The 21,705-nt window shown below is 42.5% G+C and carries 19 protein-coding genes; 10 read left to right on the plus strand and 9 right to left on the minus strand.

What is annotated here, in order from left to right; all coding sequences use genetic code 11:
• Positions 1 to 187: 187 nt before the first annotated feature.
• On the minus strand, positions 188 to 1,150 hold the full coding sequence (locus tag QL229_RS07750) for a glycoside hydrolase family 43 protein (protein WP_054562986.1): 963 nt from the start codon (positions 1,148 to 1,150) through the stop codon (positions 188 to 190).
• 600 nt (positions 1,151 to 1,750) lie between these two features.
• Here QL229_RS07750 and QL229_RS07755 point away from each other — a divergent pair.
• From QL229_RS07755 to QL229_RS07770, 4 genes are all read left to right on the plus strand, one after another.
• Positions 1,751 to 4,567, plus strand: coding sequence for a TonB-dependent receptor (locus QL229_RS07755; protein ID WP_281546719.1), 2,817 nt, complete (start codon positions 1,751 to 1,753; stop codon positions 4,565 to 4,567).
• A 272-nt stretch (positions 4,568 to 4,839) separates the two neighbouring features.
• A complete protein-coding gene (locus QL229_RS07760; protein WP_054562984.1) occupies positions 4,840 to 6,177 on the plus strand; it encodes an MFS transporter in 1,338 nt (445 codons plus the stop codon).
• A gap of 77 nt (positions 6,178 to 6,254) precedes the next feature.
• A complete protein-coding gene (locus QL229_RS07765) occupies positions 6,255 to 8,699 on the plus strand; it encodes a glycoside hydrolase family 127 protein (RefSeq protein ID WP_253039006.1) in 2,445 nt (814 codons plus the stop codon).
• A 10-nt stretch (positions 8,700 to 8,709) separates the two neighbouring features.
• Positions 8,710 to 9,135: an FKBP-type peptidyl-prolyl cis-trans isomerase gene (locus tag QL229_RS07770; protein WP_253039008.1), complete on the plus strand. Its 426-nt coding sequence runs from the start codon at positions 8,710 to 8,712 to the stop codon at positions 9,133 to 9,135.
• 81 nt (positions 9,136 to 9,216) lie between these two features.
• Here the strand turns inward: QL229_RS07770 and QL229_RS07775 are convergent, their stop codons facing one another.
• On the minus strand, positions 9,217 to 10,191 hold the full coding sequence (locus QL229_RS07775; RefSeq protein ID WP_253039077.1) for an arabinan endo-1,5-alpha-L-arabinosidase: 975 nt from the start codon (positions 10,189 to 10,191) through the stop codon (positions 9,217 to 9,219).
• 133 nt (positions 10,192 to 10,324) lie between these two features.
• Here QL229_RS07775 and QL229_RS07780 point away from each other — a divergent pair, with 133 nt between their 5' ends.
• Positions 10,325 to 11,353, plus strand: a complete 1,029-nt coding sequence (locus tag QL229_RS07780; RefSeq protein ID WP_281546720.1) for a family 43 glycosylhydrolase — start codon at positions 10,325 to 10,327, stop codon at positions 11,351 to 11,353.
• A gap of 43 nt (positions 11,354 to 11,396) precedes the next feature.
• Here the strand turns inward: QL229_RS07780 and QL229_RS07785 are convergent, their stop codons facing one another.
• Positions 11,397 to 13,025: a sodium:solute symporter gene (locus QL229_RS07785; RefSeq protein WP_138557842.1), complete on the minus strand. Its 1,629-nt coding sequence runs from the start codon at positions 13,023 to 13,025 to the stop codon at positions 11,397 to 11,399.
• A 262-nt stretch (positions 13,026 to 13,287) separates the two neighbouring features.
• On the opposite strand from QL229_RS07785, the gene QL229_RS07790 reads away from it, so the two are divergent.
• The 4 genes from QL229_RS07790 (at position 13,288) to QL229_RS07805 (ending at position 16,579) form a co-directional block, all read left to right on the plus strand.
• Positions 13,288 to 14,010 carry a FadR/GntR family transcriptional regulator gene (locus QL229_RS07790; protein WP_253039012.1) on the plus strand — a complete coding sequence of 241 codons (723 nt, stop codon included), beginning with the start codon at positions 13,288 to 13,290 and terminating at the stop codon, positions 14,008 to 14,010.
• Between the two features lie 45 nt (positions 14,011 to 14,055).
• Positions 14,056 to 14,835 carry an SDR family oxidoreductase gene (locus QL229_RS07795; RefSeq protein WP_253039014.1) on the plus strand — a complete coding sequence of 260 codons (780 nt, stop codon included), beginning with the start codon at positions 14,056 to 14,058 and terminating at the stop codon, positions 14,833 to 14,835.
• A 124-nt stretch (positions 14,836 to 14,959) separates the two neighbouring features.
• The gene (locus tag QL229_RS07800; protein WP_135923030.1) at positions 14,960 to 15,667 is read left to right on the plus strand and encodes a sulfite exporter TauE/SafE family protein; all 708 of its coding nucleotides are present in this window, start codon (positions 14,960 to 14,962) and stop codon (positions 15,665 to 15,667) included.
• A gap of 27 nt (positions 15,668 to 15,694) precedes the next feature.
• Positions 15,695 to 16,579 carry an SMP-30/gluconolactonase/LRE family protein gene (locus QL229_RS07805; RefSeq protein WP_281546721.1) on the plus strand — a complete coding sequence of 295 codons (885 nt, stop codon included), beginning with the start codon at positions 15,695 to 15,697 and terminating at the stop codon, positions 16,577 to 16,579.
• On the opposite strand, the gene QL229_RS07810 is transcribed toward QL229_RS07805, so the two are convergent.
• Genes QL229_RS07810 through QL229_RS07820 form a run of 3 tightly spaced genes read right to left on the minus strand, consistent with a single transcriptional unit; the run spans position 16,574 to position 18,867 of the window.
• The gene (locus QL229_RS07810) at positions 16,574 to 17,461 is read right to left on the minus strand and encodes a LysR family transcriptional regulator (protein WP_135923029.1); all 888 of its coding nucleotides are present in this window, start codon (positions 17,459 to 17,461) and stop codon (positions 16,574 to 16,576) included. The genes QL229_RS07805 and QL229_RS07810 overlap by 6 nt on opposite strands.
• Positions 17,462 to 17,515: 54 nt before the next feature.
• Positions 17,516 to 18,382, minus strand: a complete 867-nt coding sequence (locus tag QL229_RS07815) for a pirin family protein (RefSeq protein WP_281546722.1) — start codon at positions 18,380 to 18,382, stop codon at positions 17,516 to 17,518.
• A 59-nt stretch (positions 18,383 to 18,441) separates the two neighbouring features.
• Entirely contained in the window at positions 18,442 to 18,867 is a 426-nt protein-coding gene (locus QL229_RS07820; protein WP_281546723.1) for a DoxX family protein, read from the minus strand.
• A 128-nt stretch (positions 18,868 to 18,995) separates the two neighbouring features.
• On the opposite strand from QL229_RS07820, the gene QL229_RS07825 reads away from it, so the two are divergent.
• On the plus strand, positions 18,996 to 19,532 hold the full coding sequence (locus tag QL229_RS07825; protein ID WP_199527189.1) for a hypothetical protein: 537 nt from the start codon (positions 18,996 to 18,998) through the stop codon (positions 19,530 to 19,532).
• A gap of 26 nt (positions 19,533 to 19,558) precedes the next feature.
• Here the strand turns inward: QL229_RS07825 and QL229_RS07830 are convergent, their stop codons facing one another.
• Genes QL229_RS07830 through QL229_RS07840 form a run of 3 tightly spaced genes read right to left on the minus strand, consistent with a single transcriptional unit; the run spans position 19,559 to position 21,543 of the window.
• Positions 19,559 to 20,401 carry a DUF4198 domain-containing protein gene (locus tag QL229_RS07830; RefSeq protein WP_253039022.1) on the minus strand — a complete coding sequence of 281 codons (843 nt, stop codon included), beginning with the start codon at positions 20,399 to 20,401 and terminating at the stop codon, positions 19,559 to 19,561.
• 9 nt (positions 20,402 to 20,410) lie between these two features.
• Positions 20,411 to 20,911, minus strand: coding sequence for a DUF2271 domain-containing protein (locus QL229_RS07835; RefSeq protein WP_253039023.1), 501 nt, complete (start codon positions 20,909 to 20,911; stop codon positions 20,411 to 20,413).
• Positions 20,911 to 21,543 carry a PepSY-associated TM helix domain-containing protein gene (locus tag QL229_RS07840; protein WP_199527192.1) on the minus strand — a complete coding sequence of 211 codons (633 nt, stop codon included), beginning with the start codon at positions 21,541 to 21,543 and terminating at the stop codon, positions 20,911 to 20,913. The genes QL229_RS07835 and QL229_RS07840 overlap by 1 nt, the downstream gene beginning before the upstream one ends.
• Positions 21,544 to 21,705 lie beyond the last annotated feature (162 nt).

A 21,705-nucleotide genomic window follows, 5' to 3' on the forward strand; every position in this document is an offset into this window, starting at 1 on the left:
ATCAGTGTTTACAATATGTACAGCGTGATTTTAATTTTTTCAAGTTGCCATTTTTGGCGTTTTTTTCGCTGTTTTTGCGCTATTAGGGAAGTTTTTGCTTATCTGAAAGTGGGGATTTTCCGTTAAATTTGCTTATTTGTATTACATTTTAGCATTAAAAAGGGCTCTTAAAGAGCCCTTTTTGATATTACTTGTCTTGTTTACTCAGACCTTCAGTGGTCATGATAATGCGCTTAAGTGTGCCATCTTCGTTGTAGTAAAGTGGCTCAATCGCCACTGAACGACGAAAACGCCCGCCACTTGGTTTGCCATCAATCGGTGGTACGGCACCCGTATGGTAAATAAAGTAGTCTTTACCTTTGTATTCGATAATTGATTGGTGGTTGGTTTCGCTGTTACCGGCTATCTCATTCAAGATACCTTTATATTCCCACGGTCCATGAATGCTTTTGCTCATGGCATAACAGATCTTCTCTGGGAACTCACATGCGTACGAAACATAGTAATTGTCGTTTTTCTTATGAACCCATAGCGCTTCGGTAAAGTTTGGTAAATCAAGCGTTTTAATTTCACCATCAAGAGACAGTAAGTCGTCGCTCAGCTTTACGTATTTTGGCATTAGGTTACCAAAGAACATGTAAGTATCGCCATTTTCTTCTGTATAAATAGCCGGGTCGATGTCGTCCCAATCATTTGGCGTGTGCTTGGTCATATCATCAGTAACAAGCGCGTGACCAATCGCATCTTTAAAAGGGCCTGTTGGTGATTTAGAAGTCGCAACACCAATTGCAAAACCTGGTTTTGTATCGTTGTGGCGAACTGTGGTAAAGAAATAGAAAGTGCCATCACGCTCAATCATGTGTGAAGCCCATGCTTCACCTTTAGCCCATTTAAAGTCTGTTGCTTTCATGATTGGGCCGTGTTTTTTCCAGTTCACCATATCTGTTGATGAAAAGGCTAACCAGTCGTGCATTTCAAAAAACACGTCATTATTAGGGGCTTCATCATGGCCTGTATAAAGGTATACGGTGTCATTGTGAACAAGTGCCGCAGGGTCTGCAGTAAATACATCGGTAAATAATGGGTTTTGTGCAACAGCTAAGCTGCTCGAAAAAAGTAATGGTAGCGCCAACGCTTTCAATTTCTTCATGAGTGTCCTCTGTGACTAATAATTGTTGTTCGAACTGCAGCTTTTGTACTTAGAGCTCGCTCTAAATGACCAGATAATACACAGTGTATGCCTGATTATACTGAGTAACTGATTGTTTACATCGAAACAAACCAGTAAAAGTGCAGCAAAAAATAACTCTATATTGTATTATTGTATTTTTATCATAGTAGCATCAAAATACGCCGGGTAAATAACTTGTTAGCCCTTTTTTTGTCGCTCTGGATGAACTAAAGACAAATTAAACAAGCAAACAAATAAACGCTAAGTGACTGATAATAATGGGTCTATATAAATTCCCAAAATAAAAGCGCAGCCCTTTTTGAGTTTGTAACGTGTTATAATTACAACGTTTTTTGTAAACATAATGGCACTAATTTTAATTTGGCTTTTTGAGTTGACTGTCAAATAATCATACAATATGATTAAAGTTCAGGCAGCAATGTATTAACATAATAAAATGTAGACACACTCGCGCACCGTTTTGACAACACACGATGCACAATGCAGTGGTCACTCTTCGGTAACTGAATGGGGAAAGTTCAGCGGACCGATATAACTATAATTTGGAGAACACCGCTTATGTTTAAAAGAACACACATAGCCAGTGCTGTAGTTATGGCATTTACCTGTCAATTTGCTTTTGCACAGGAGGAAGCACCAAACACTCCTGAGAATAACGTCGATGAGATGGAGGTTATTCAAGTATCAGGTATTCGCGGCAGTTTAAACAAAGCGCTAGATGAAAAACGTGCAAGCGTTCAAATCGTGGATGCAATTGTTGCTGAAGATATTGGTAAATTCCCTGATAACAACGTAGTTGAAGCACTACAACGTGTGACAGGTGTACAAACAACAGGCCGTGGTGCTGGTGAAGTAAGTGCGGTTTCAATCCGTGGTCTTACTGATGTTAATACCACAGTTAATGGCCGCGCTATCTTTACAGGTGCGGGTCGTGATGTGGCGCTGCAAGACATTCCTGCAAGTTTACTTTCAGGCGTAACAGTTTATAAAACCCGTTCGGCGGATCAAATTGAACGTGGTATCGCAGGTGCGATTGATATTAAAACCCACCGTCCTTTCAACTTCGAAGGTGAAAAAGTTGTTTTAGCGGCACGTGCGATTTACTCAGATCAACCAGATGAAGTTGATCCAAATATCAGTGCATTACTTTCTAATCGTTGGGAAATCGACGGTGCTGGTGAGTTTGGTGCACTTTTCAATATTTCTTATGCTGAAACACATTACCGCGATGACACCATCACAGCGGGTGCAGCGTTCCCATTCTTTACTGATAAACCACAGTACAACTACTCACCGTACTCACGTGTACCAAATGAATTTTGGACTCAAGGCACTGAGTTAGGTCTACCGACTGCGGCAGGTTCTACTTTAGACGTAAATGGTGAGCCAACTGAATACCTACTTGCACGTGATGCTATTTTTGGTACTTCATTCACTGGTCTTCGTAAGCGTCCAGCTGCGTCTGTCTCTTTACAGTGGGCACCAGATGAAACCCTAGAAATCACAGCTGAAGGCTTCTACACAGGTTACGAAAACGAATCGCAAAACGCGATGTGGTTCTCAAATACATTCGAAAACGGTAACGGCTTCATTGAAACTCCAACGGTGTTTGATGGCACTAATGTGGTTAAAGAAAAGCAAGCGATTGGCGCTGGCGGTTTCCAAAGTGGTGACTACTCGTACGGTAAAACAGATAGCTACTTATATGCGCTAGGTGCCGAGTGGCAAGCAAGCGATTACCTAACCATTAATACAGAAGTCGTTTACCAAGATAGTGAGTACGAAACAGACTTCTTCGCAATGCGTTTTGACCGCACTGCATATGGCTTAGATGTAGACTTTAACGATAAAGACGGCGTACCAGGTATTGCGTTTTGGGATGATCCAAACACAGCGGTAAACGAAGCAGATATGGCTGCTATCGAAAACTGGAATGCAGGTACTATTTATGACAATGGCGGCGGTAACGCGGGTGACGCATTAACCTTCACATTTGATGCTGAATACCTAATTGGTGGTACTTATTTTGATAAAGTGAAATTCGGTGGCCGTTACGAAAAACGTACTGCGCAAGAGTACACGCGTGGTCAAGATACTGGCATTGCAAACACATCTGTAGCTAGCTTAATTGAGCAATTAGCTGCAGCTGGGGCATCTGGTGATGGTTCTGGTATTGTGTTCCAAGTTGATGATTATTTCGATGGCCGTGCTGACGTCTTCGACAGCTTTGTAACTGCTGACGGTGGTTACATGCTAGATAACGGTGATGCTGTTCGTAGCGTATACGGCCTTGAAGCTGAAGACGTATACAAAACATTTGATATCGAAGAAAACTCATACGCGCTATATGCCACAACTAACTTCTTCTTAACTGAAGATATCAGCGGTGAGTTTGGTTTACGTTATGTAAGCTACGAGCAAGATATGGACTTTATTGCTGAATCTGGCGGCATGAACTCAAATGTATTTGAAGAAAGCTCAGCAAGTGCTGATAGCAGCGCATTACTACCAAGCTTAGTACTTAACTGGAATATCACTGATGATGTAGTGGGCCGTGTCGCGTACACAGAAACATTACGTATGCCTAACTTTGCTGACTTAAACGCGCTGCAATACTGGTACGATCCATTAACAGAAGGTGCTACATACGGTACTGGTACGGGTGGTAACCCAGAGCTTAAACCAACAGAATCAAAGAACTATGACGTATCACTTGAATGGTACTTCGCAGATACAAGTTCACTTTACGCAGCTTACTTTAAGCGTGAAATTGAAGGCTTAGTTGTTGCGGGTCGTAAGCAAGTAGTGCGCGAAGGCGATGATGGCGTAACACGCCCATATGTATTAAGTGCACCAGTGAATGCTTCAAACGGTGAACTATCTGGTTTAGAAGTTGGTTTAGTTTACTTCCCAGAATACTTACCAGAGTACTTAAACGGTTTTGGTGTGCAAGCAAGCTATACGATGCTTGATTCAGAGCAAGATACACCTGAATTCAATGAGCTAGGTGAAATCTCTGGTTATGTTGATTCACAAATGGCTGGTGTTTCTGATGAATCGTACAGCATCGTAGGTATCTACGAGCGTGACTCATTCGATATGCGCTTATCTTATGTATGGCGTTCTGAGTTCTACACAGGTAATGAAGCGGCAATCTTTGCTAACCCGATTCAATTCTGGAGTCGTCCTGAGCAAAGCTTAGATTTCCAATTTAGCTACAATGTGAATGATGATTTAGTGGTTACTTTTGATGCAACGAACATCCTAGATGACGTATATCAAAACTACTATGGTGAAGGTAACGACAACCTGTTTAACTTTGGTAACGGTATCTACTCACGTACATTCGCACTTGGTGCACGTTATTCTTTCTAATTTTCTTAAATAGACCCAAAAACCCCGGCTTAGCTGGGGTTTTTTATTGGTTTTTATAAACCAAACCATCGGTCGAAAAGAGTTGCGATTTAATAAGTATGATAATACTATTAATTAGATTAGCATTAAATTTACAAAAATAACGAACGCAATGGCCAAGCTGTGTAATATCTAGGGCTATAAATTTATTTGATACGCAATGTTGAAAGCTTTTTAGCATTGCTTGAAATAGTGAGCGGCGGCTCATTATTGACCAATTAGGGTGTTGTTGTATGGAATCTCAAAAGTTATCCGTTGTAGAAAAGGTCGGCTTTGGCGCCGGCGACATGGCAGTAAATGTCATGGTTGCAGCGTTATTCTATTTTATGTCTTTCTTTTACACCGATATCTACGGACTTGATCCGGTTGATATGGGTGTGTTGTTCTTAGTGGCGCGTTTTGTTGATGCCTTTACCGATCCATTAATGGGGGTGATCACCGACAAAGTGAAAACCCGTTGGGGTCAGTTCCGGCATTGGTTCTTATTTTTATCTGTGCCTTATGGTTTATCGGTCGTACTGTTATTTACCACGCCTGATTTCGACTACAACATGAAGTTAGCTTGGGCTTATGCCACGTACTTGTTTGCGACCTTGATGTTTACCGGTGTTGCTATTCCTTATATCTCTTACATTGGTGTATTAACTGCCGATCCTAAAGAGCGTTTGTCAGCTAATGGTTACCGTATGTTCTTCGCTAAGATTGCCAATGTAGTGATCGTATTTTCAGTGCCGCTACTTGCCTCATATTGGGGAGATGGCAGCTTGTCGTATGGTTATAAACTGGCAATGGCATTGGTATCGGCATGTGCCGTAGCACTATTTTTGTTTTGCTTCTTTACTACTCGCGAACGTATTACCCATGAGCCACAAACCGAAGGCGTACTTACGCAATTAAAAGTACTTATTAAAAACGACCAATGGTTACTACTGTGTGCAGCATGTGTGCTTGGTACGCTTGGCTATGCGATTCGTGGCAGTGTTGCTATGTATTACGCAACCTATTACTTAGGTGTACCAGATTTAGCAGGTGCCTTTACCAGTGCAGGTATTGCAGCATCTATTGTCTCAATGGTGGCAAGTACGTGGATCACCCAGCGTTACTGTAAAATGAAGCTATTCCGTCAATCACAAATTGCCGTGCTATTTATTTCATTACTAATGTACTTTGTAGTGCAGCCTGGCGATGTAATGACGGCGTTTGTGCTTTATATCATCTTGTCATTTGTGGTTGATTTACATGCGCCAGTGTTCTGGTCTGCCATTGCTGAAGCCGTTGATTACGGTGAAATTAAAGACGGCGTTCGTGCATCAGGTCTATCGTTTGGTGGTATTTCATTCTGCCAAAAAGCCGGGGGCGGTTTAGCGGGCTTAGCGGGTGGTTTATTACTGGCATTTTTTGAGTACAAGCCTAACGTTGAGCAAACCGAATTTACCCTAATGGGCTTAGCACTGATGCTAACTATCATTCCTGGTGTATTCCACGCCTTGCTAGGTCTGATCTTGAAAAAATACAAAATTACCGATGAGTACTATACGGATATGGTTATTCATAAACGCCTACCAAAATAACCACTCTTTAAACGCACACACTAAATAAGTGTGTGCGCTTTGCTCTTTAAAATAACAATTCGCTGGGAGACAACAGTATGAACACATTCAAAGTTAGCTATTTGGCAAGCGTTTGCGCTGCAATATTAACTGTGACCGGTTGCAGTGAGCTGCCAACAGACAGTAAACAAGCCGCTTCTGTGGAGCATGCTGAACATACCAGCGAACAACATTTATTTGCCCTAAATCAAGTAAGTTTAAGCGCCAGCCCGTTTTTACATGCGCAGCAAACGAATGTGCGTTATTTATTAGCTCTTCATCCTGATCAGCTGCTTGCTCCTTACCTGCGTGAAGCCGGCCTTGAGCCAAAAGCGCCTAACTATGGCAACTGGGAAAGCACTGGCCTTGATGGCCATATTGGTGGTCATTACCTTTCTGCCTTGAGTCTTGCGTGGGCAGCCACCGGTGACGAAGAATTAAAGCAGCGTTTAGATTATATGCTAAGCGAGCTGGAGCGCGCCCAACAAGCCACAGGTGGTTACTTAGGTGGTATTCCAAATGGCGATGAAATGTGGCAGCAGATTGAAAAGGGTGAAATCAAAGCCGACTTATTTAGCTTAAATGACCGCTGGGTACCGCTTTATAACATCGATAAAATTTTCCATGGCTTGCGTGATGCATATGACGTAGCCGGTAGTGATAAAGCCAAACAAATGCTATTTAAGTTAGGCGAATGGTTCTTAGCGACCACTGCAAAGCTAACTGATGAACAAGTTCAACAAATGCTGTATTCAGAGCATGGTGGCTTAAATGATGTGTTTGCTGACATGTACTTTATTAGTGATGATGAGCGCTACTTAAAGCTAGCCCGCCAGTTTTCTCATAACATCATTATCGAACCTTTATTACACAAAGAAGATAAGTTAACGGGCCTGCATGCCAATACGCAAATTCCAAAAATTATTGGCATGTTGAAAGTAGCAAATGCCAGCGATGATGAAGCATGGCAGCAAGGTGCTGACTTTTTCTGGAAAACAGTCAGCCAAGAGCGCTCAGTATCAATTGGCGGTAACTCAGTACGTGAGCATTTTCATGATAAAAGTGACTTCACGCCAATGGTTGAAGATGTTGAAGGCCCTGAAACCTGCAACACTTACAACATGATGAAACTAAGTAAGTTATTGTTTTTAAAAAGCGGTGATACGCGCTATTTAGACTATTATGAGCGCGCCACATATAACCATATTTTATCATCACAACACCCAGAGCATGGTGGTCTTGTTTACTTTACCTCAATGCGTCCTGGTCATTACCGTATGTATTCTTCAGTGCAAGATTCAATGTGGTGTTGCGTAGGCTCAGGTATTGAAAATCACAGCAAATATGGTGAGCTGATTTATAGCAATACTGGCAAAGAGCTATGGGTGAACTTGTTTATTCCAAGCACGTTAAATTGGCAACAGCAGGGTTTGCAGATCACGCAAGACAGCCAATTTCCAGATGATAACAAGGTTTCACTGACCGTGAATCGTTTGTCTGAGGGGCAAAGTGCTGAGTCGGTAATTCATATTCGTAAACCGTCTTGGCAGCAAGGTGAGCTGAGCTTTACTTTAAATGGACAGGCTGTAAGCGCAACCGAAAAAGACGGTTACTACAGCATCAGCCATGCATGGCAAAGTGGTGATAAGCTTGCCTTTGAGCTTAACCCTAAGCTTTATACTGAGCAGCTCCCTGATGGTCAGCATTATTATTCGGTGATGTACGGACCTGTTGTAATGGCCACCAAAGTACAAGCATTTGCCAATGAAAAGCTTAACTTTGTTGCTGATAATAGCCGCATGGGCCACATTGCTGCAGGGCCGACTTGTCCGCCAGAGGCTCTACCAATTATGCTGAGCGAACCAGAAAAATTTATTGCCGATCTCACTCGTAAACCGGGCCAAGAGCTCGCATTTATCGCCGATAAAAATGTGGCGATTGCTAAACAAGGTATCGATAACACTAAGAGCACAGAGCTAATTCCGTTCTTCCGCTTACACGATAGTCGCTATCAAGTGTATTGGCCGCAGCAAAGCGAAGCTGAGTTCACGCAATTTGTTGCCGATGCAAAAGCGGCTGAGCAAGCGAAAGAGCAGCTTCGTTTATTAACCGTGGATCAAATTACACCGGGTGAGCAACAGCCAGAAGTTGAACACGACTTTAAAGGTGAAGGAACCCGCGCAGGTGTTAATAATGGCCACCATTGGCGCGATGCGACAGGTTGGTTTGAGTATCAGCTTAGTAACCCAGAACAAAAAGCGGTTGCTTTGCGTGTTCGCTATTTTATTGGCGATGTGAATCGTCATTTCTCAATTAATTTAAATGGTGAGCAATTAGCAGCAGTTAGTTTGCCTGTAGGTAAACCAACTGATGAGTTCTACACCATTGATTACCCGTTAACAGAAGCAATGAAAAAGTCGAAAACGCTGACCTTACGTTTTGCTGCCGACAAAGACTCTGTTGCCGGTGGTATCTATGGTATTCGTTTAATTAACGCACAATAAAGAGTTGGCTATGTTAAGCAACAATGTGTTTGCGACGGCTAAAGAGCATGTTTTACCGTCGCTTTTAGATAATAGCGCTGAGCAACACAGTTTTTACCGAACACCGACAGGGCTTGGTTATCGAGTAATTGAGCAAGGTCAGGGGGATAAACCTAGTTGGGATGCCACAGTGACTGTACATCAACGGGTTACCCTTAAAAATGGTCGGGTGTTGTTCGACACTCGCAAGCAAGGCGCTGCTGTAGAGTACGAAATTGCAGAGGCGATAGTGGGCTTGCAAGAAGCGTTGCAATTAATGAATAAAGGCAGTCGCTTTGAGGTTTTAATCCCTGCACACCTTGCGCGCGATGTGTACAGCTCATTTATTGATAAAAAGCATCAGCAAGGTTGTCAAAGCCCCATGCTAGTTGATATTACCTTGGTTGATTTTAATTAATAATATCTAACTGGAGCCTCAAGCTAGCTCGCTTGAGTAAATAAAAAACCTGCAATTTGCAGGTTTTTTTGGTTTGAATAATTACTTTGTGAGCTTGGTTTTGAGCTTATTTAGGTCGGCGGGGTTAACAACCGGCCAATCGTTTTTCCAGCTCATAGGTAAAATACGTAGCTTTTGCACGCCGTTGTCGGCTGTTTCGTAGGCGTGTAATACTAAATAGTCTTTACCATCAAAGGTGTATGCAGCATTGTGGCCAAGAGCAGCCCAATCTTTATTACCTTCAATAACTAAGCTACCACCGCCATCAACCATAGATCGACCTTGCTGATCTAAATATGGCCCTTCAACGTTTTTGCTGCGACCTACGCGTACATTGTAAGTACTTTTTACCCCTTGGCAGCACTTATCAAATGATACAAATAGGTAATAATAGCCATTCTTTTTGAAGATATAAGGTGCTTCAATCGGACCATGTTCCGTGTTTGGACGACTCGCAATGTGGTGCCATTTTTCAGGTTTTGCTAAGCGCACCATGTCATCATCAAGTTGTACTAGTTTTAAACCGCCCCAAAACGAACCAAAGCTCATCCACGGTGTACCGTTATCATCTTCAATAATCGCAGGGTCGATAGCGTTCCAATCGTCACGCTCTGGCACAGACTCGACTACAATACCGTAGTCAATCCACTTGTAATCAGGTGACGATGGGTCAAGAGTTTCGTTAACTGTTACACCAATTGCCGAAGTGTTTTTGCCAAATGCAGAGACTGAGTAATAAAGGTAAAACTTACCATTTTTCTCGTACACATCGGGTGCCCATAAGTGGCCACCAAAATTAGGTGACACGCGTTTTGCCCAGCTAGGCTCGTCTTTAAATACCCGGCCTGTAAGTTTCCAGTTGGTTAAATCTTTAGATTCATAATAGGTAATACCAGGGCCTGTGCTAAATACATAATATGTATCGCCTTCTTTCGCCATCACTGGGTCGTGTACTTCAACTTGCTTTGCAGATACGGCTGCGGCAGAAAAAAGTAGCCCTGTTGAAAGCCACTTCATCGCTTGTGTCACGTTACTTACGGGTCTCATGCTTGAATACCTTTTGTTGTTTTAACTCTTGTGTTCATCCAGCTACTATATAATATGTAATACAATATTAACAATAAAATCGAGACGAAATACAGGACACATTATGCTCAAAAAAATATCTCGGCTAACGCTTGTTAGTGCGTTAAGCGCCTCGTCATTGTCAGCCCTTGCTGATGCTAATAGTAGCAAGACTTTAGCGCCTATTGATAACCCCATTGTACTTAAACGTGCCGATCCTTGGTTAGTTCGCGATGATAAAAGTGGCTGTTACACGTTTATAGGTAGTTCGCCGAAATTTGATGAAATTGAGCTGCGCCAAGCTTGTCGTTTAAACGATTTAAAATTAGCTGAGCCGAAGGTTATTTGGCAAAAGCGTGATAAAGGCCCTATGAGTGTCAATATTTGGGCCCCTGAGCTACATCAGATTGATGGCAGTTGGTATATCTACTTTGCCGCAGGTGATATCGAAAAGCCGTTTAGTATTCGCATGTATGCACTTAAGAACGACAGTGCTAACCCGATGCAAGGTGAGTGGCAAGAAATGGGGCAAGTCACCAGCCATCTTGATAGTTTTTCGCTTGATGCCACAAGTTTTACGCACAAGGGTAAGCGTTATATGATTTGGGCGCAGCAGAACCAACCTGCAACCTATAACTCAGCTTTATGGTTAGCTGAAATGGACTCACCAACATCAATTAAAGAACCGATTATTGCGATTACAGAGCCAACTCTTGATTGGGAAGTGCAAGGCTATAAGGTGAACGAAGGTGCTGCAGTCATCACCCATGGCGATAAAATATTTGTCACTTATTCAGCCAGTGCCACCGATCATCGATATGCAATGGGCTTGCTATGGGCAGATGTGAATGCTGACTTACTTGACCCTGCTAGCTGGCATAAAAAGGCTGAGCCGGTGTTCACCACCAATGCTGAGCTAGGTCGTTTTGGTCCCGGCCACAACAGTTTTGTGAAAGCTGAAGATGGTGTAACCGATTTAATGATTTATCACAGTCGTGATTATAAAGAGCTCAAAGGCACACCACTTACAGATCCTAACCGCCATGCGCGAGCACGTATTATTACGTGGGATAAAAACGGTTTTCCAGTGTTTTCACCTGAACTCGCTGATTAAAAAAGGGCGCCAATTGGCGCCCTACAACTTTGGGAACGAACGATTACCAGAAGCGGTAGTAAATAAAGGCAGTAATACCAATAATACCCGCGGTATGAATGTAATCCCACTTATCTAAGCCGGCAGCTACTTCTTTCATAGTTGCTTTATCTAGGCTTGAGAAAGTAAGACCTTTCAATTGTTCTTCGTCTGCTTGTTTGGTGAACATACTTACCACAATCATAATCGCAACGACCACGACAAATAGCAGAATACAGTAATATAACCAGTTCATTGTGGTGATCCACGCAAACGATGAACCTGTTAAATCATCTTTAAATGGCAGTAACACTAAGCGGATCATACCCAGTACAAACCCTGATACTAAGCCCACAAAACCCGCTGTTGGAGTGATGCGTTTACTACATAAACCTAGTAAGAATACCGCAGCAATACCCGGTGCAATAAGAGACTGCACACTTTGCAAGTATTCATAAAGAACATCGGCAATTAAGCTCATCACGGGTATCCATAGAAGGCCTAAAACAACAATCACGATAGTGGCAATGCGGCCTACTTTAAGAAGGTGCTTCTCAGTTGATTCTGGTTTGAATTTTTTATAGAAATCAATGGTGAACAAGGTCGCTGATGAGTTAAATAATGATGCTAAAGAGCTCATAAGAGCCGCTACTAAACCACCAATTACAATTCCCTTAACACCAGCAGGTAATAGCTCAGCAACTAACGTTGGGAAGGCTTGGTCAGCACTTTCATAGCTAATAATACCTTTAACATTTAATGCGTATGCAATCATGCCCGGTACTAAGAAGATAAATACAGGAAGTAGCTTTAAGTAACCGGCAAACATGGTACCACGACGGGCTTCTTTAATGCCTTTTGCAGATAAAACACGTTGTACGATGTATTGGTCTGTACACCAATACCAAAAGCCAATAATGAATGAACCAAACACAATGCCAGGCCATGGGAATTCAGCATCTGAAGCACTACGAATAAGGTGCATATTAGCATCGTTGATACGCTCAACTTCTGCCCAGCCACCTACTTTATCTAAACCAACAACTAATATGACTAAGGAGCCAATAATCAGCACAGGGGTCTGCAACACCGAGGTCCACATGATGGCTTTCATACCGCCAAGTACCGTATAAATACCAGTGATCACCACAAGGCCAATGGCTGAAATCCAAAAGAAATCGATACCCCAAATACTCTCAATACCTAAGATCGTTTTAAACGCGATACCACCGGCATACACTGTCACCGCAACCTTGGTTAATACATAACTAATCAATGAGATAACAGATAAGAAGGTACGTGATTTAGAGTTAAAGCGGCGCTCAAGGAACTCTGGCATGGTGTAGACTTTACTACTCCAATAAAAAGGCACGAAAATCCAACCGAGTAGTAGAATGATCCACGATTGCATTTCCCAGTGAGCCAGTGCCATACCCGATTGTGCACCTGAACCTGAAAGGCCCACTAAATGTTCCGAGCCAATGTTTGATGCGAAAATAGAGGCACCAATCACTAACCAACTTGCATTACGACCCGCTAAAAAGTAATCAGCGGTGTCTTCTTCTTTTTGTCGCATAGACATCACGACAACGCCAAGTAACAGGACAAAAAATCCTGCTAGCACTGCCCAGTCTAAGGTACTTAGTTCGACCATCGTGTGTTCCACCTAATTTTGAAAGAGAATTTTTGCTTTTTTAGTTGTCTAATAAAAATATTATATTATAAATAGGCCAAGTGAAAGAGATTTGTTAAAATAAGGTGACACTATGTAGTTGAAATGGTGACTTGATTGCGCAATTTATAGACACTTGTATTAGGCTATTTTTTGTTTGTTATTGATTTTAATCAATTATTTCCAGGATGACGGAATAGCTTTATAGATGTATCATATTACTCAGATCTTTTGAGGAACACACATGGCGCGCTTAGAAAATTTAAACCTATCACAACAAGTTACCAATGAGCTTGGTAAGGCAATTATTGTTGGAGATTATAACTCTGAAACGGGGCTACCAACCGAAGCACAATTATGTGAAGTGTATGGTATTAGCCGCACAGCTGTTCGTGAAGCAGTGAAAATGCTTGCAGCAAAAGGACTGATTTCTTCTCGTCCACGACAAGGTATTCGTGTTGAGTCGGCGGATAACTGGAATTTATACGATACAAGCGTATTAAAATGGTTGTTAGAAAGCAGCCCATCGCTGTACGTACTAAAAGAATTCTTACAAGTGCGCTTGGCGATTGAGCCACAAGCAGCAGCACTTGCAGCAAGAAGAGGCGACCAAGCAGCCATTGCAGAAATTAAAATTGCACTCGATAAAATGCAAGCGGCAGCAGAAGAGCCAGAAGGCGTAATGCATGAGCCAGATCTTGCCTTCCACACTGCAATTTTACATGCCAGTGGTAACCGTTTCTTCTATCAATTACGTGATTTTATTAGCACCGCATTACACGTGAGTATTCAACATACTACACCTGCTAAGGGCAATAAGAAGGCCATCGCTGAAGAGCACTTTAAAGTGTATAACGCGATTGCAAGCGGCGATCCTGAGCGTGCTAAAAACATGATGACGTACATGATTGATGAAGCAATGGCGTTTATTGAAAAAGAAATCGCTGATAAAGAAGCGGCTCAATAAGTATCGCTTTTTGACGTTGTAATTACTTTAAAACAAAAGGTTATCATGCCAAATTCAAACGAGCTAAAAACAGTTTACCCAAGCCTTGTTGGTAAGAGTGTGTTTATTACTGGCGGTGCATCGGGAATTGGTGAAGTAATGGTAACGCGGTTCTGCGAGCAGGGCGCGAAAGTCACCTTTGTTGATATTGCAACCGAGCAAAGCGATGCGTTATGTGCGAAATTAGCTGGTAAATATGAGTTTGACCCGCAATTTATCCATTGCGATATTCGTGATGTAGAAGCCTTAAAAGCGGCCATTGAGCAAACTCGTCAGCAACAGGGTGACATTGGTGTGCTAATTAATAATGCAGCCGATGACACCCGTCATGCCGCTGAAAATATGGATGTGAAATATTGGGAAGATAAGTTTGCTGTTAACTTACGCCCGTGTTTCTTTTCATCGCAAGCTGTGGTTGAACAGATGCAGCGTTTAGGTGGTGGTAGCATTATTAATATGGGGTCGGTTAGCTGGCGTATTAAGCAAACAGGTATGCCGGCTTATACAACTGCCAAAGCGGGGATCGAAGGTTTAACCCGTTCATTGGCTGCTTCATATGGTAAAGATAATATTCGTGTGAATTCACTGGTTCCGGGGTGGGTGATGACTGAGCGCCAAATTACTCATTGGCTAACCCCAGAAATGATTGAAGATGTTCGTTTAAGTCAGTGTATCAACGAAACAATTCAACCAGATCATGTAGTGAATGCCGCGCTATTCTTGGCCGCTGATGATAGTTGCATGATGACAGCACAATCACTGATAGTGGATGCAGGTTGGACTTAACTAAATTGTCAGTTGCATTAACTTAAAGCAAAGAAAAAATTTTACACAATTCAAATGATACTATAATAATAAATAATTATTTAAAACATTTGAAATCTCATAGTTAGGAAGGTGGTAAGAAAGTTTGACCGACTTTGTGCTTGTTTATTTAATTCTGATTATTGGCGCTTGCCTGCAAAGTGTTATTGGCTTTGGTTTAGGCATGTTATGTGTGCCAGTGCTTTACTGGTTAATGCCAGAGCTGGTGCCGGGACCAATGATTTTGAATGCGCTGTTTTTAACGTCGGTGTTAATGATTAAACACCGTGGCGCGATAGACATGAAACAAACAGGCATATCCATTATTGGTGGAGCTGTGGGGGTTATCTTTGCTGCTATTGTGATGTTGTATGTCAATGCGAAGCAGTATCAGCTATTGCTTGGGGTGAGTATTTTGGTGGTGGTGGCATTGTCTATCATAGGTATGAAACCGAAAATTTCCACCATTACAAGCTTGCTAGCGTCGATGTCGTCGGGCTTTTTAGGCACCACGACTTCTGCTGGTGGCGCGCCAATGGGGCTGCTCTATCAAGCTGAAGATAAAGACAAAATTAAAGCTAACCTAAGCGCCTTTTTCGTATTTATAAACTTGTTTGGCATTGTTGTACTGATGCTTACAGGCTCTGCCGATATGGCTGATGTGAAGTTGTTCTTTTTCTGCTTACCGGCAATTTTAATTGGCTGGGGCTTGTCGTTTGTGATCAACAATAACCTCAATGAAAAGGCCATTCGCGGCATCATCTTACTGGTTGCTGGTTTATCTGGCCTAGCACTTATTTTCATACACAGATAGAATGAGGATAGTTCAGCAGTTTGTGTAATGAAGCCTATGCTCGATGACACCATTAAAGTAATCATTTCTAGCCAATGCCAATTAGGCGAAGGTGCCTATTTTGCCAAGGCGCATAACTGTTTATTTTGGGTCGATATTTTAGGGCAACGTTTGTTTCGTTTAGATTGCCAATCAATGCGCGTTAGCCAGTTTACTATGCCAGAACCTATTTGCTGGGTGATGGAAACCGAGCAAGGCGAATTAGTAGCAGGCTTTGCTAAAGGTGTTTATAAGCTAAATAGTGAAGACTTTAGCCGCGAGCTAGTTTATGCAATAGATCACGAACCGCTACAAAATCGCTTAAACGATGGCAAAACGTCTCGCCAAGGCTTTGGCTTTTTTGGCTCAATGGACTCTCAAGAGCAAAGCAGTAGTGGCAAGTTATACCGTTTTGGTCATGGCCAGACTCCGACAGCGGTAGATCATGGCTACACTATTAGTAATGGCCCTGCGGTAAGTAAAAATGGCCAGTTTCTATATTCTACAGACTCAGATAAACAAACAATCTACCGCTTCACTCTGAGTGAGCAAGGCGAACTTGCTGATAAACAAGAGTTTATTCGCTTTACTGACAATATGGGCTTTCCTGATGGCATGACCGTCGATAGCGAAGATCATCTTTGGGTTGCCGCATGGAATGGTTATGGCATTTATCGTTTTGCTCCAAGTGGTGAGCAGGTGCAGTTTATTCGCTTGCCCGCACCGCGTGTTACGAGTGTCGCATTTGTCGGCGAGGAGCTCACGCATCTCGCGGTGACAACAGCGGCGGTAGGGCTAGAAGACTCAGTACTCGTTGATTACCCGCACAGTGGGGGCGTGTTTATTCTTGAGCCGGGCGTTAAAGGTATTGCTGAAACGCCTCTAAAACTATAGGTTTTCCATCACTTGATAACGCAATTCGCCAAGAAATGCGCGTGCTGCCGGACCTAGTTTGTCACCATCTTTAAAGAGCAAATGTAACTTAGCGCTGCGACTACTGTTATGAGTTAAATTGAGCGCTTTCATTTGCCCAGCAGCGAGTTGCTTTTCTATCGCAATTTTTGGTAGCCATGCAAAGCCAAGTCCATTACTGATCATATCAATCGAAGTGCGCATATGAGTAACGGTCCAGCGCTGATCGGCACCTAACCAGCCACCATCTTGTTTGTGTTTTTTTGCTGAGTCGCGAACAACAATTTGGCGGTGTGACTTTAAATCTTCGAGAGTGATTTCACGCTCTATCGCATGTAAAGGGTGATCTGGGTGAGCTACAGCGATAAATTCGATATCGCATAATTCTTCGTGAAAGTTTGCCGCTATCGGAAAGCCGGTAATGGCAATATCAACCTGATCGTTTTCGAGCAGCTCATTGCCCCCCATCAGCACAGACTCATGCAGTTCAATACGCAGTTGCGGGTATTGCGACGAAGTATCGTTAAGCACTTTATAAAGCAATTGCTGCGGAAAAATAGCATCAACAGCAATGCGTAATTTACTTTCGATACCTTCACCTAAGGTTTGACCTATGGCCTCAACTTTTGCAGCTTCATCAAGTAAGTAATTGGCACGGCGCAGTATCATTTCACCGGATTCAGTGAGTACTGTTTTACGGCCTTGGATACTGAATAACTTTACATTGAGTGCAGATTCAATCTTACCAACCGCATTATGAATACTCGATTGGCTTTTATGAATGCCTTGTGAGGCTTGGTTGAAGCCTCCAAATTCAACAACAGCACGAAACATGCGCCACTGTTCTAGCGTAATTCTTAGCATGATGTTCCTTTGCTTACTTAACTGCTTAATAGTACCTGTAAATGCTGGAAAAGTTTACTTTTTAGCAGTGGGCAACTCAATATACTCAAGCTCATCACCGGGAATGCTTGCAAAGCGCTGTGCTTGCCAATCTTGTTTTGCTTGCTCGATACGCTCTTTGCTATAAGCAACAAAGTTCCAGTGCAAGTAAGGGACTTTATTGAACTTACTGCCTCCGAGTAAAATAAAGCGGCTGTGCAGCAGAGTCGTTATTTCGTGTTCGCTGTCATCAAGTAGCACAAAGTCGCCTTGGCGATAGCGCGTATCAGCAATACTAATTTCACCGTAAATAACATACACGGCGGTTTCGTGATGAGGGTGCGGTTTAGTTATATGGCTACCTTGCGCGGCTACCGTATCTACATAAAACATCGGCGAGTAGCTTTTCACCGGCGAGCTTAAGCCATAGGCATCACCCACGATAAGTCGCATCAACACGCCTTTTTCTATTTTTTCAGGTAGTTGCTGTTTTTTGATATGTTCAAAGCGCGGTGCTATTTCGGTCATACTCTCAGGTAAAGCAACCCAGCATTGCAGGCCATTGATGTCGTGCTCGCTCGCCCGCACCTCAAGGCTTTCTCTTTCTGAGTGCACTATACCGCGACCTGCTGTCATCCAGTTAACATCGCCGGGTTCTATTTGCAGGCTATTACCTAGCGAATCGCGATGGTATATGCTGCCCGTAAATAAATAAGTGAGCGTTGACAGGCCAATATGAGGGTGAGGCTTTACATTTATGCCTTCACCGCGAGGAAAGTGATTCGGCCCCATGTGGTCAAAAAAGATAAATGGGCCTACCATTTTCTTGTCAAAATGCGGCAAGATGCGTTTTACATCGAGCCCACCAATATCGTGGCTGGTTGCTGTTAATAATTTTGCCATGCTCGCGCCTCTTAAAAATAAACTCAGCCAATAACCTAGGGTATTGGCTGGGATTAATATTATGCCTGACTACGCTTTGAAACTAGTTGATCTAGGCTGATTTTGCCTGCCCCAACACTCGCTAATGCTAAAAAGCCGCCAGCCATTGCAATGTTTTTGTAGAACATTAAAAATTGCATTTGATCATCAAGTTGAAAGTGGAATAACAAAGCACTGACTAGGCTGAAACCAGCAAAAGCGACAGCGGTTAGTTGTGTTAAAAAGCCCAGTAAAATAAATAACCCGCCCACAATCTCAAATGCAATCACAAACGGCAGTAAGAACTCTGGTAAACCTACTGATGCCATGTACTGTGCTGTTGCATCAAAGAATTCTATTTTGCTAAAGCCTGTTAGTAAAAAGATCGCCGATAAACCAATACGTGCCAATAAAGTGCTAATATTTTGTAATTGTGGTTGTGCTGTTATTAAAGTAAAAAGTTTCATAGTAGGTATCCTGTTTAGTTAAGCAGTGTGTCTGCGATGGAGTAACTATAAGTTCACTTTAAAAGAATTAAAAATTGTAAAATTAGTGTCAATCATTCTTTAAAAGAGAATTTAAAAGGAGGTTGAATATGAAGTTGTTGTTATTAATAGGGTTTAGTTTTTCGGTGGCTGTAAGCAGCTTGGTGTTTGCTAATCAAAATTTACCAAATAGCCGTCATTATGAGTTATTAGCTTCAGATATTGCGGTGCAGCAAAGCTGGCAAGTTAAAGACACAATTAAAGGTTATGAGATGCTGGAATATCAAATAAACCTTAATAAAGGCAATACCTTAATGGTTGATTTGGCTCCTTCAAACTCGAGTAACTACTTTAATATTTTACCAAAAGGTAATCCAACCGCTTTGTTTGTTGGCCCGGCAAAAGGAGATCATGCCGAGGTTAAAATTCCTGATAATGGCGATTATGTGATTCGGGTGTTTTTGATGCGCAATGCCGCGCGTCGTGATGAGCAAAGTAACTTTACAGCCGATATCACGGTAATAAAAAGTGCACTAAAAGGCATGCACCCAAGCTGGGATGTCGATGGTGATGGGATTAATGATTGCGAGAAAGACGGTAGCTGCGATCACACTGTTGACTACAGTCTTCCTCGAAAGTCGAATTAGGCCGCGTTTAGGCCTAATTAAGCGTATTATTCAGGCGCCACTTCAAGCGTTGTGAATAATGAGTAGCGTACGTTATCGATATCTGCCTCTGTTGGCTTTTGATCAACAGATGCTTCAATCAGATACATGTCGGCATGAGCGAAAGTCACCGTAAAGAAGCCTTTTTTATCGGTTGTTACTTTAACTTCGTCACGCTCATTACGGTAGCGAGCACTACCACGAACAATAGCAAGCTCAACGTCAGCAGCTGGTTTGCCATCCATTAATAATTGGAACTTAGCCTCTTCACCTGCAAACAGATCGTTCGGGTGAGTTGGGCCTGAAATTTCTAAGCCCTGACCAAGCAATGTTGGCTTAGAAGTGCCATTTCGGCTTACAAAAGTATCAACCGTTGCGATTGATTTTACAGTGCGTACGTCGGTTGCACCTGCCGGTAGGTCTGCTTCTTTTTTACCTGCAAACACACGACCGCGATTACCGTCTTTGTCTTTATAGAAAGTCATCAGCATTGGTTTTTGCTGCATAGCAATATGGTAAGTACCGTCTTGAGATAAAGTCACTGCCGCTGAATTTTTGCGTTTTAAGTAGTATGCGCGAATTGTTTCTTCAACCGGTTTACCATCTGGAGCAAGGGCAATTAATAGGTTGTCGTCGTACTCTGCGCCTTTTTCTTTCGGGCGGTATGCTTTATCTGGGCTAAACAACTCATTTGAAATACTGGCATCGATCATCACATAGTGAGTTTTCTCACCTGATAAAGAAGTGTGAGATGGCATTAACCAACGGGCATGTGCTTGTGCATAGCCAGACGCGATTGCTGTGAAGGTCACTGCGCCAATCAGCGCTGTTTTTAATAATTTTAATTTCATTGTTTGTCCTTAATTACTGGTAATGGTAACAAAGCTAGTAGCGAACTCTTTTTCGCCTTTAATTGTGACTTTGCCGTCTTTCGTTAAGTCGATTTCAACGCGGGTGTAATCTCGGCCACCTTCTTCACGAACAACCTCGACATTAAGCAGGTAGCTACCAGGTTTAACTGGATTACCTTTTAAATCTTTTCCTTGCCACTCAATGGTATAAGTACCAGGGCGTTTTGTTGCACCCGTCACACCATCGAAGTTGTCGTTGCTACGGCCGGCTTTTCGCCACCATTGACGTAAGTCTTTAAACCATTCAGCTTTTTCGACCCAAAGTGCAATAGTGGTAACGTGTTTACGTTCAGGTGTTTCTAGCCATAGCGCCACGTAAGAGCGATGATATGGGGAAACATCTAGCTCTGGTAAGGTGAACTCAACGGTTAGGTTGGCGTCTTTTGCAAAGCTCAGTGGGCTGAATAAACAGCTGATCAACAGAGCGGCGATTAAGTGGGCTTGTTTCATTAAGATACTCCTTTAAGTTGAGGCACCCAAACTAGATAAATGACCAAAGGCGTGGCAACACCAACAAGCGTTAACCAAAGGCCTGCGGCCCGTTTTTTACGGTTTTGAAAGAGAATAATTAATCCGGTGATGGCAAACAGAATCATCAAAACAGCCGAGATATCAATGACCCAGCTCCATGCTTTACCTGTATGGCGGCCTTTGTGTAGGTCGCCAATCAGGCTCATAAAGCCACCGGTTTGATAATCAATATTAAGTTCGCCCGTTTGAAAATCGATTTCGGCGTAAGCAAAGCCTGCTGGCAGCGGGTAGTCGAGCATCACCAAAGCATCTTCTTTTTCCCACTCAATACTTTTTACATTACTGAGTGAAAATTGCTGCTGCATGTACTGTTCTATATCAGGGTATAGGCTCGGTAACGTGTCGAGATTAGCTTGTGCTTTTTCGAATAACTCCGCAGAAACAAGTAGTTGGTTCTGACCATTATGTTTATCATTTTCGAGCCAACTAACGTGATTCAGAATAATGCCGCTGACACAAAATAAAATAAGTAAAAAGAATAGGGCAGTTGAAAGGTATATATGTAAGGCGCGGCTTACACTATAAAAGCTGCGTTTATTTAAAGAAAACATAATTAGGTGTATTTGTTTGTTATACGTATATGATAATGATTTGCATTAGTGATAACAAGCAAGTTTACGTTCTTTACATTTCTTTGCGTTAGAAATGAATAGCAAGATAAGCCATTACCGCAAGTTGCGAGCTAAGAAAACAAGCAAGCAACATTAAGCGGG

The organism is Pseudoalteromonas sp. PAR1 (assembly GCF_947311895.1).
GTDB classification, from domain to species: Bacteria; Pseudomonadota; Gammaproteobacteria; order Enterobacterales; family Alteromonadaceae; genus Pseudoalteromonas; species Pseudoalteromonas lipolytica_C.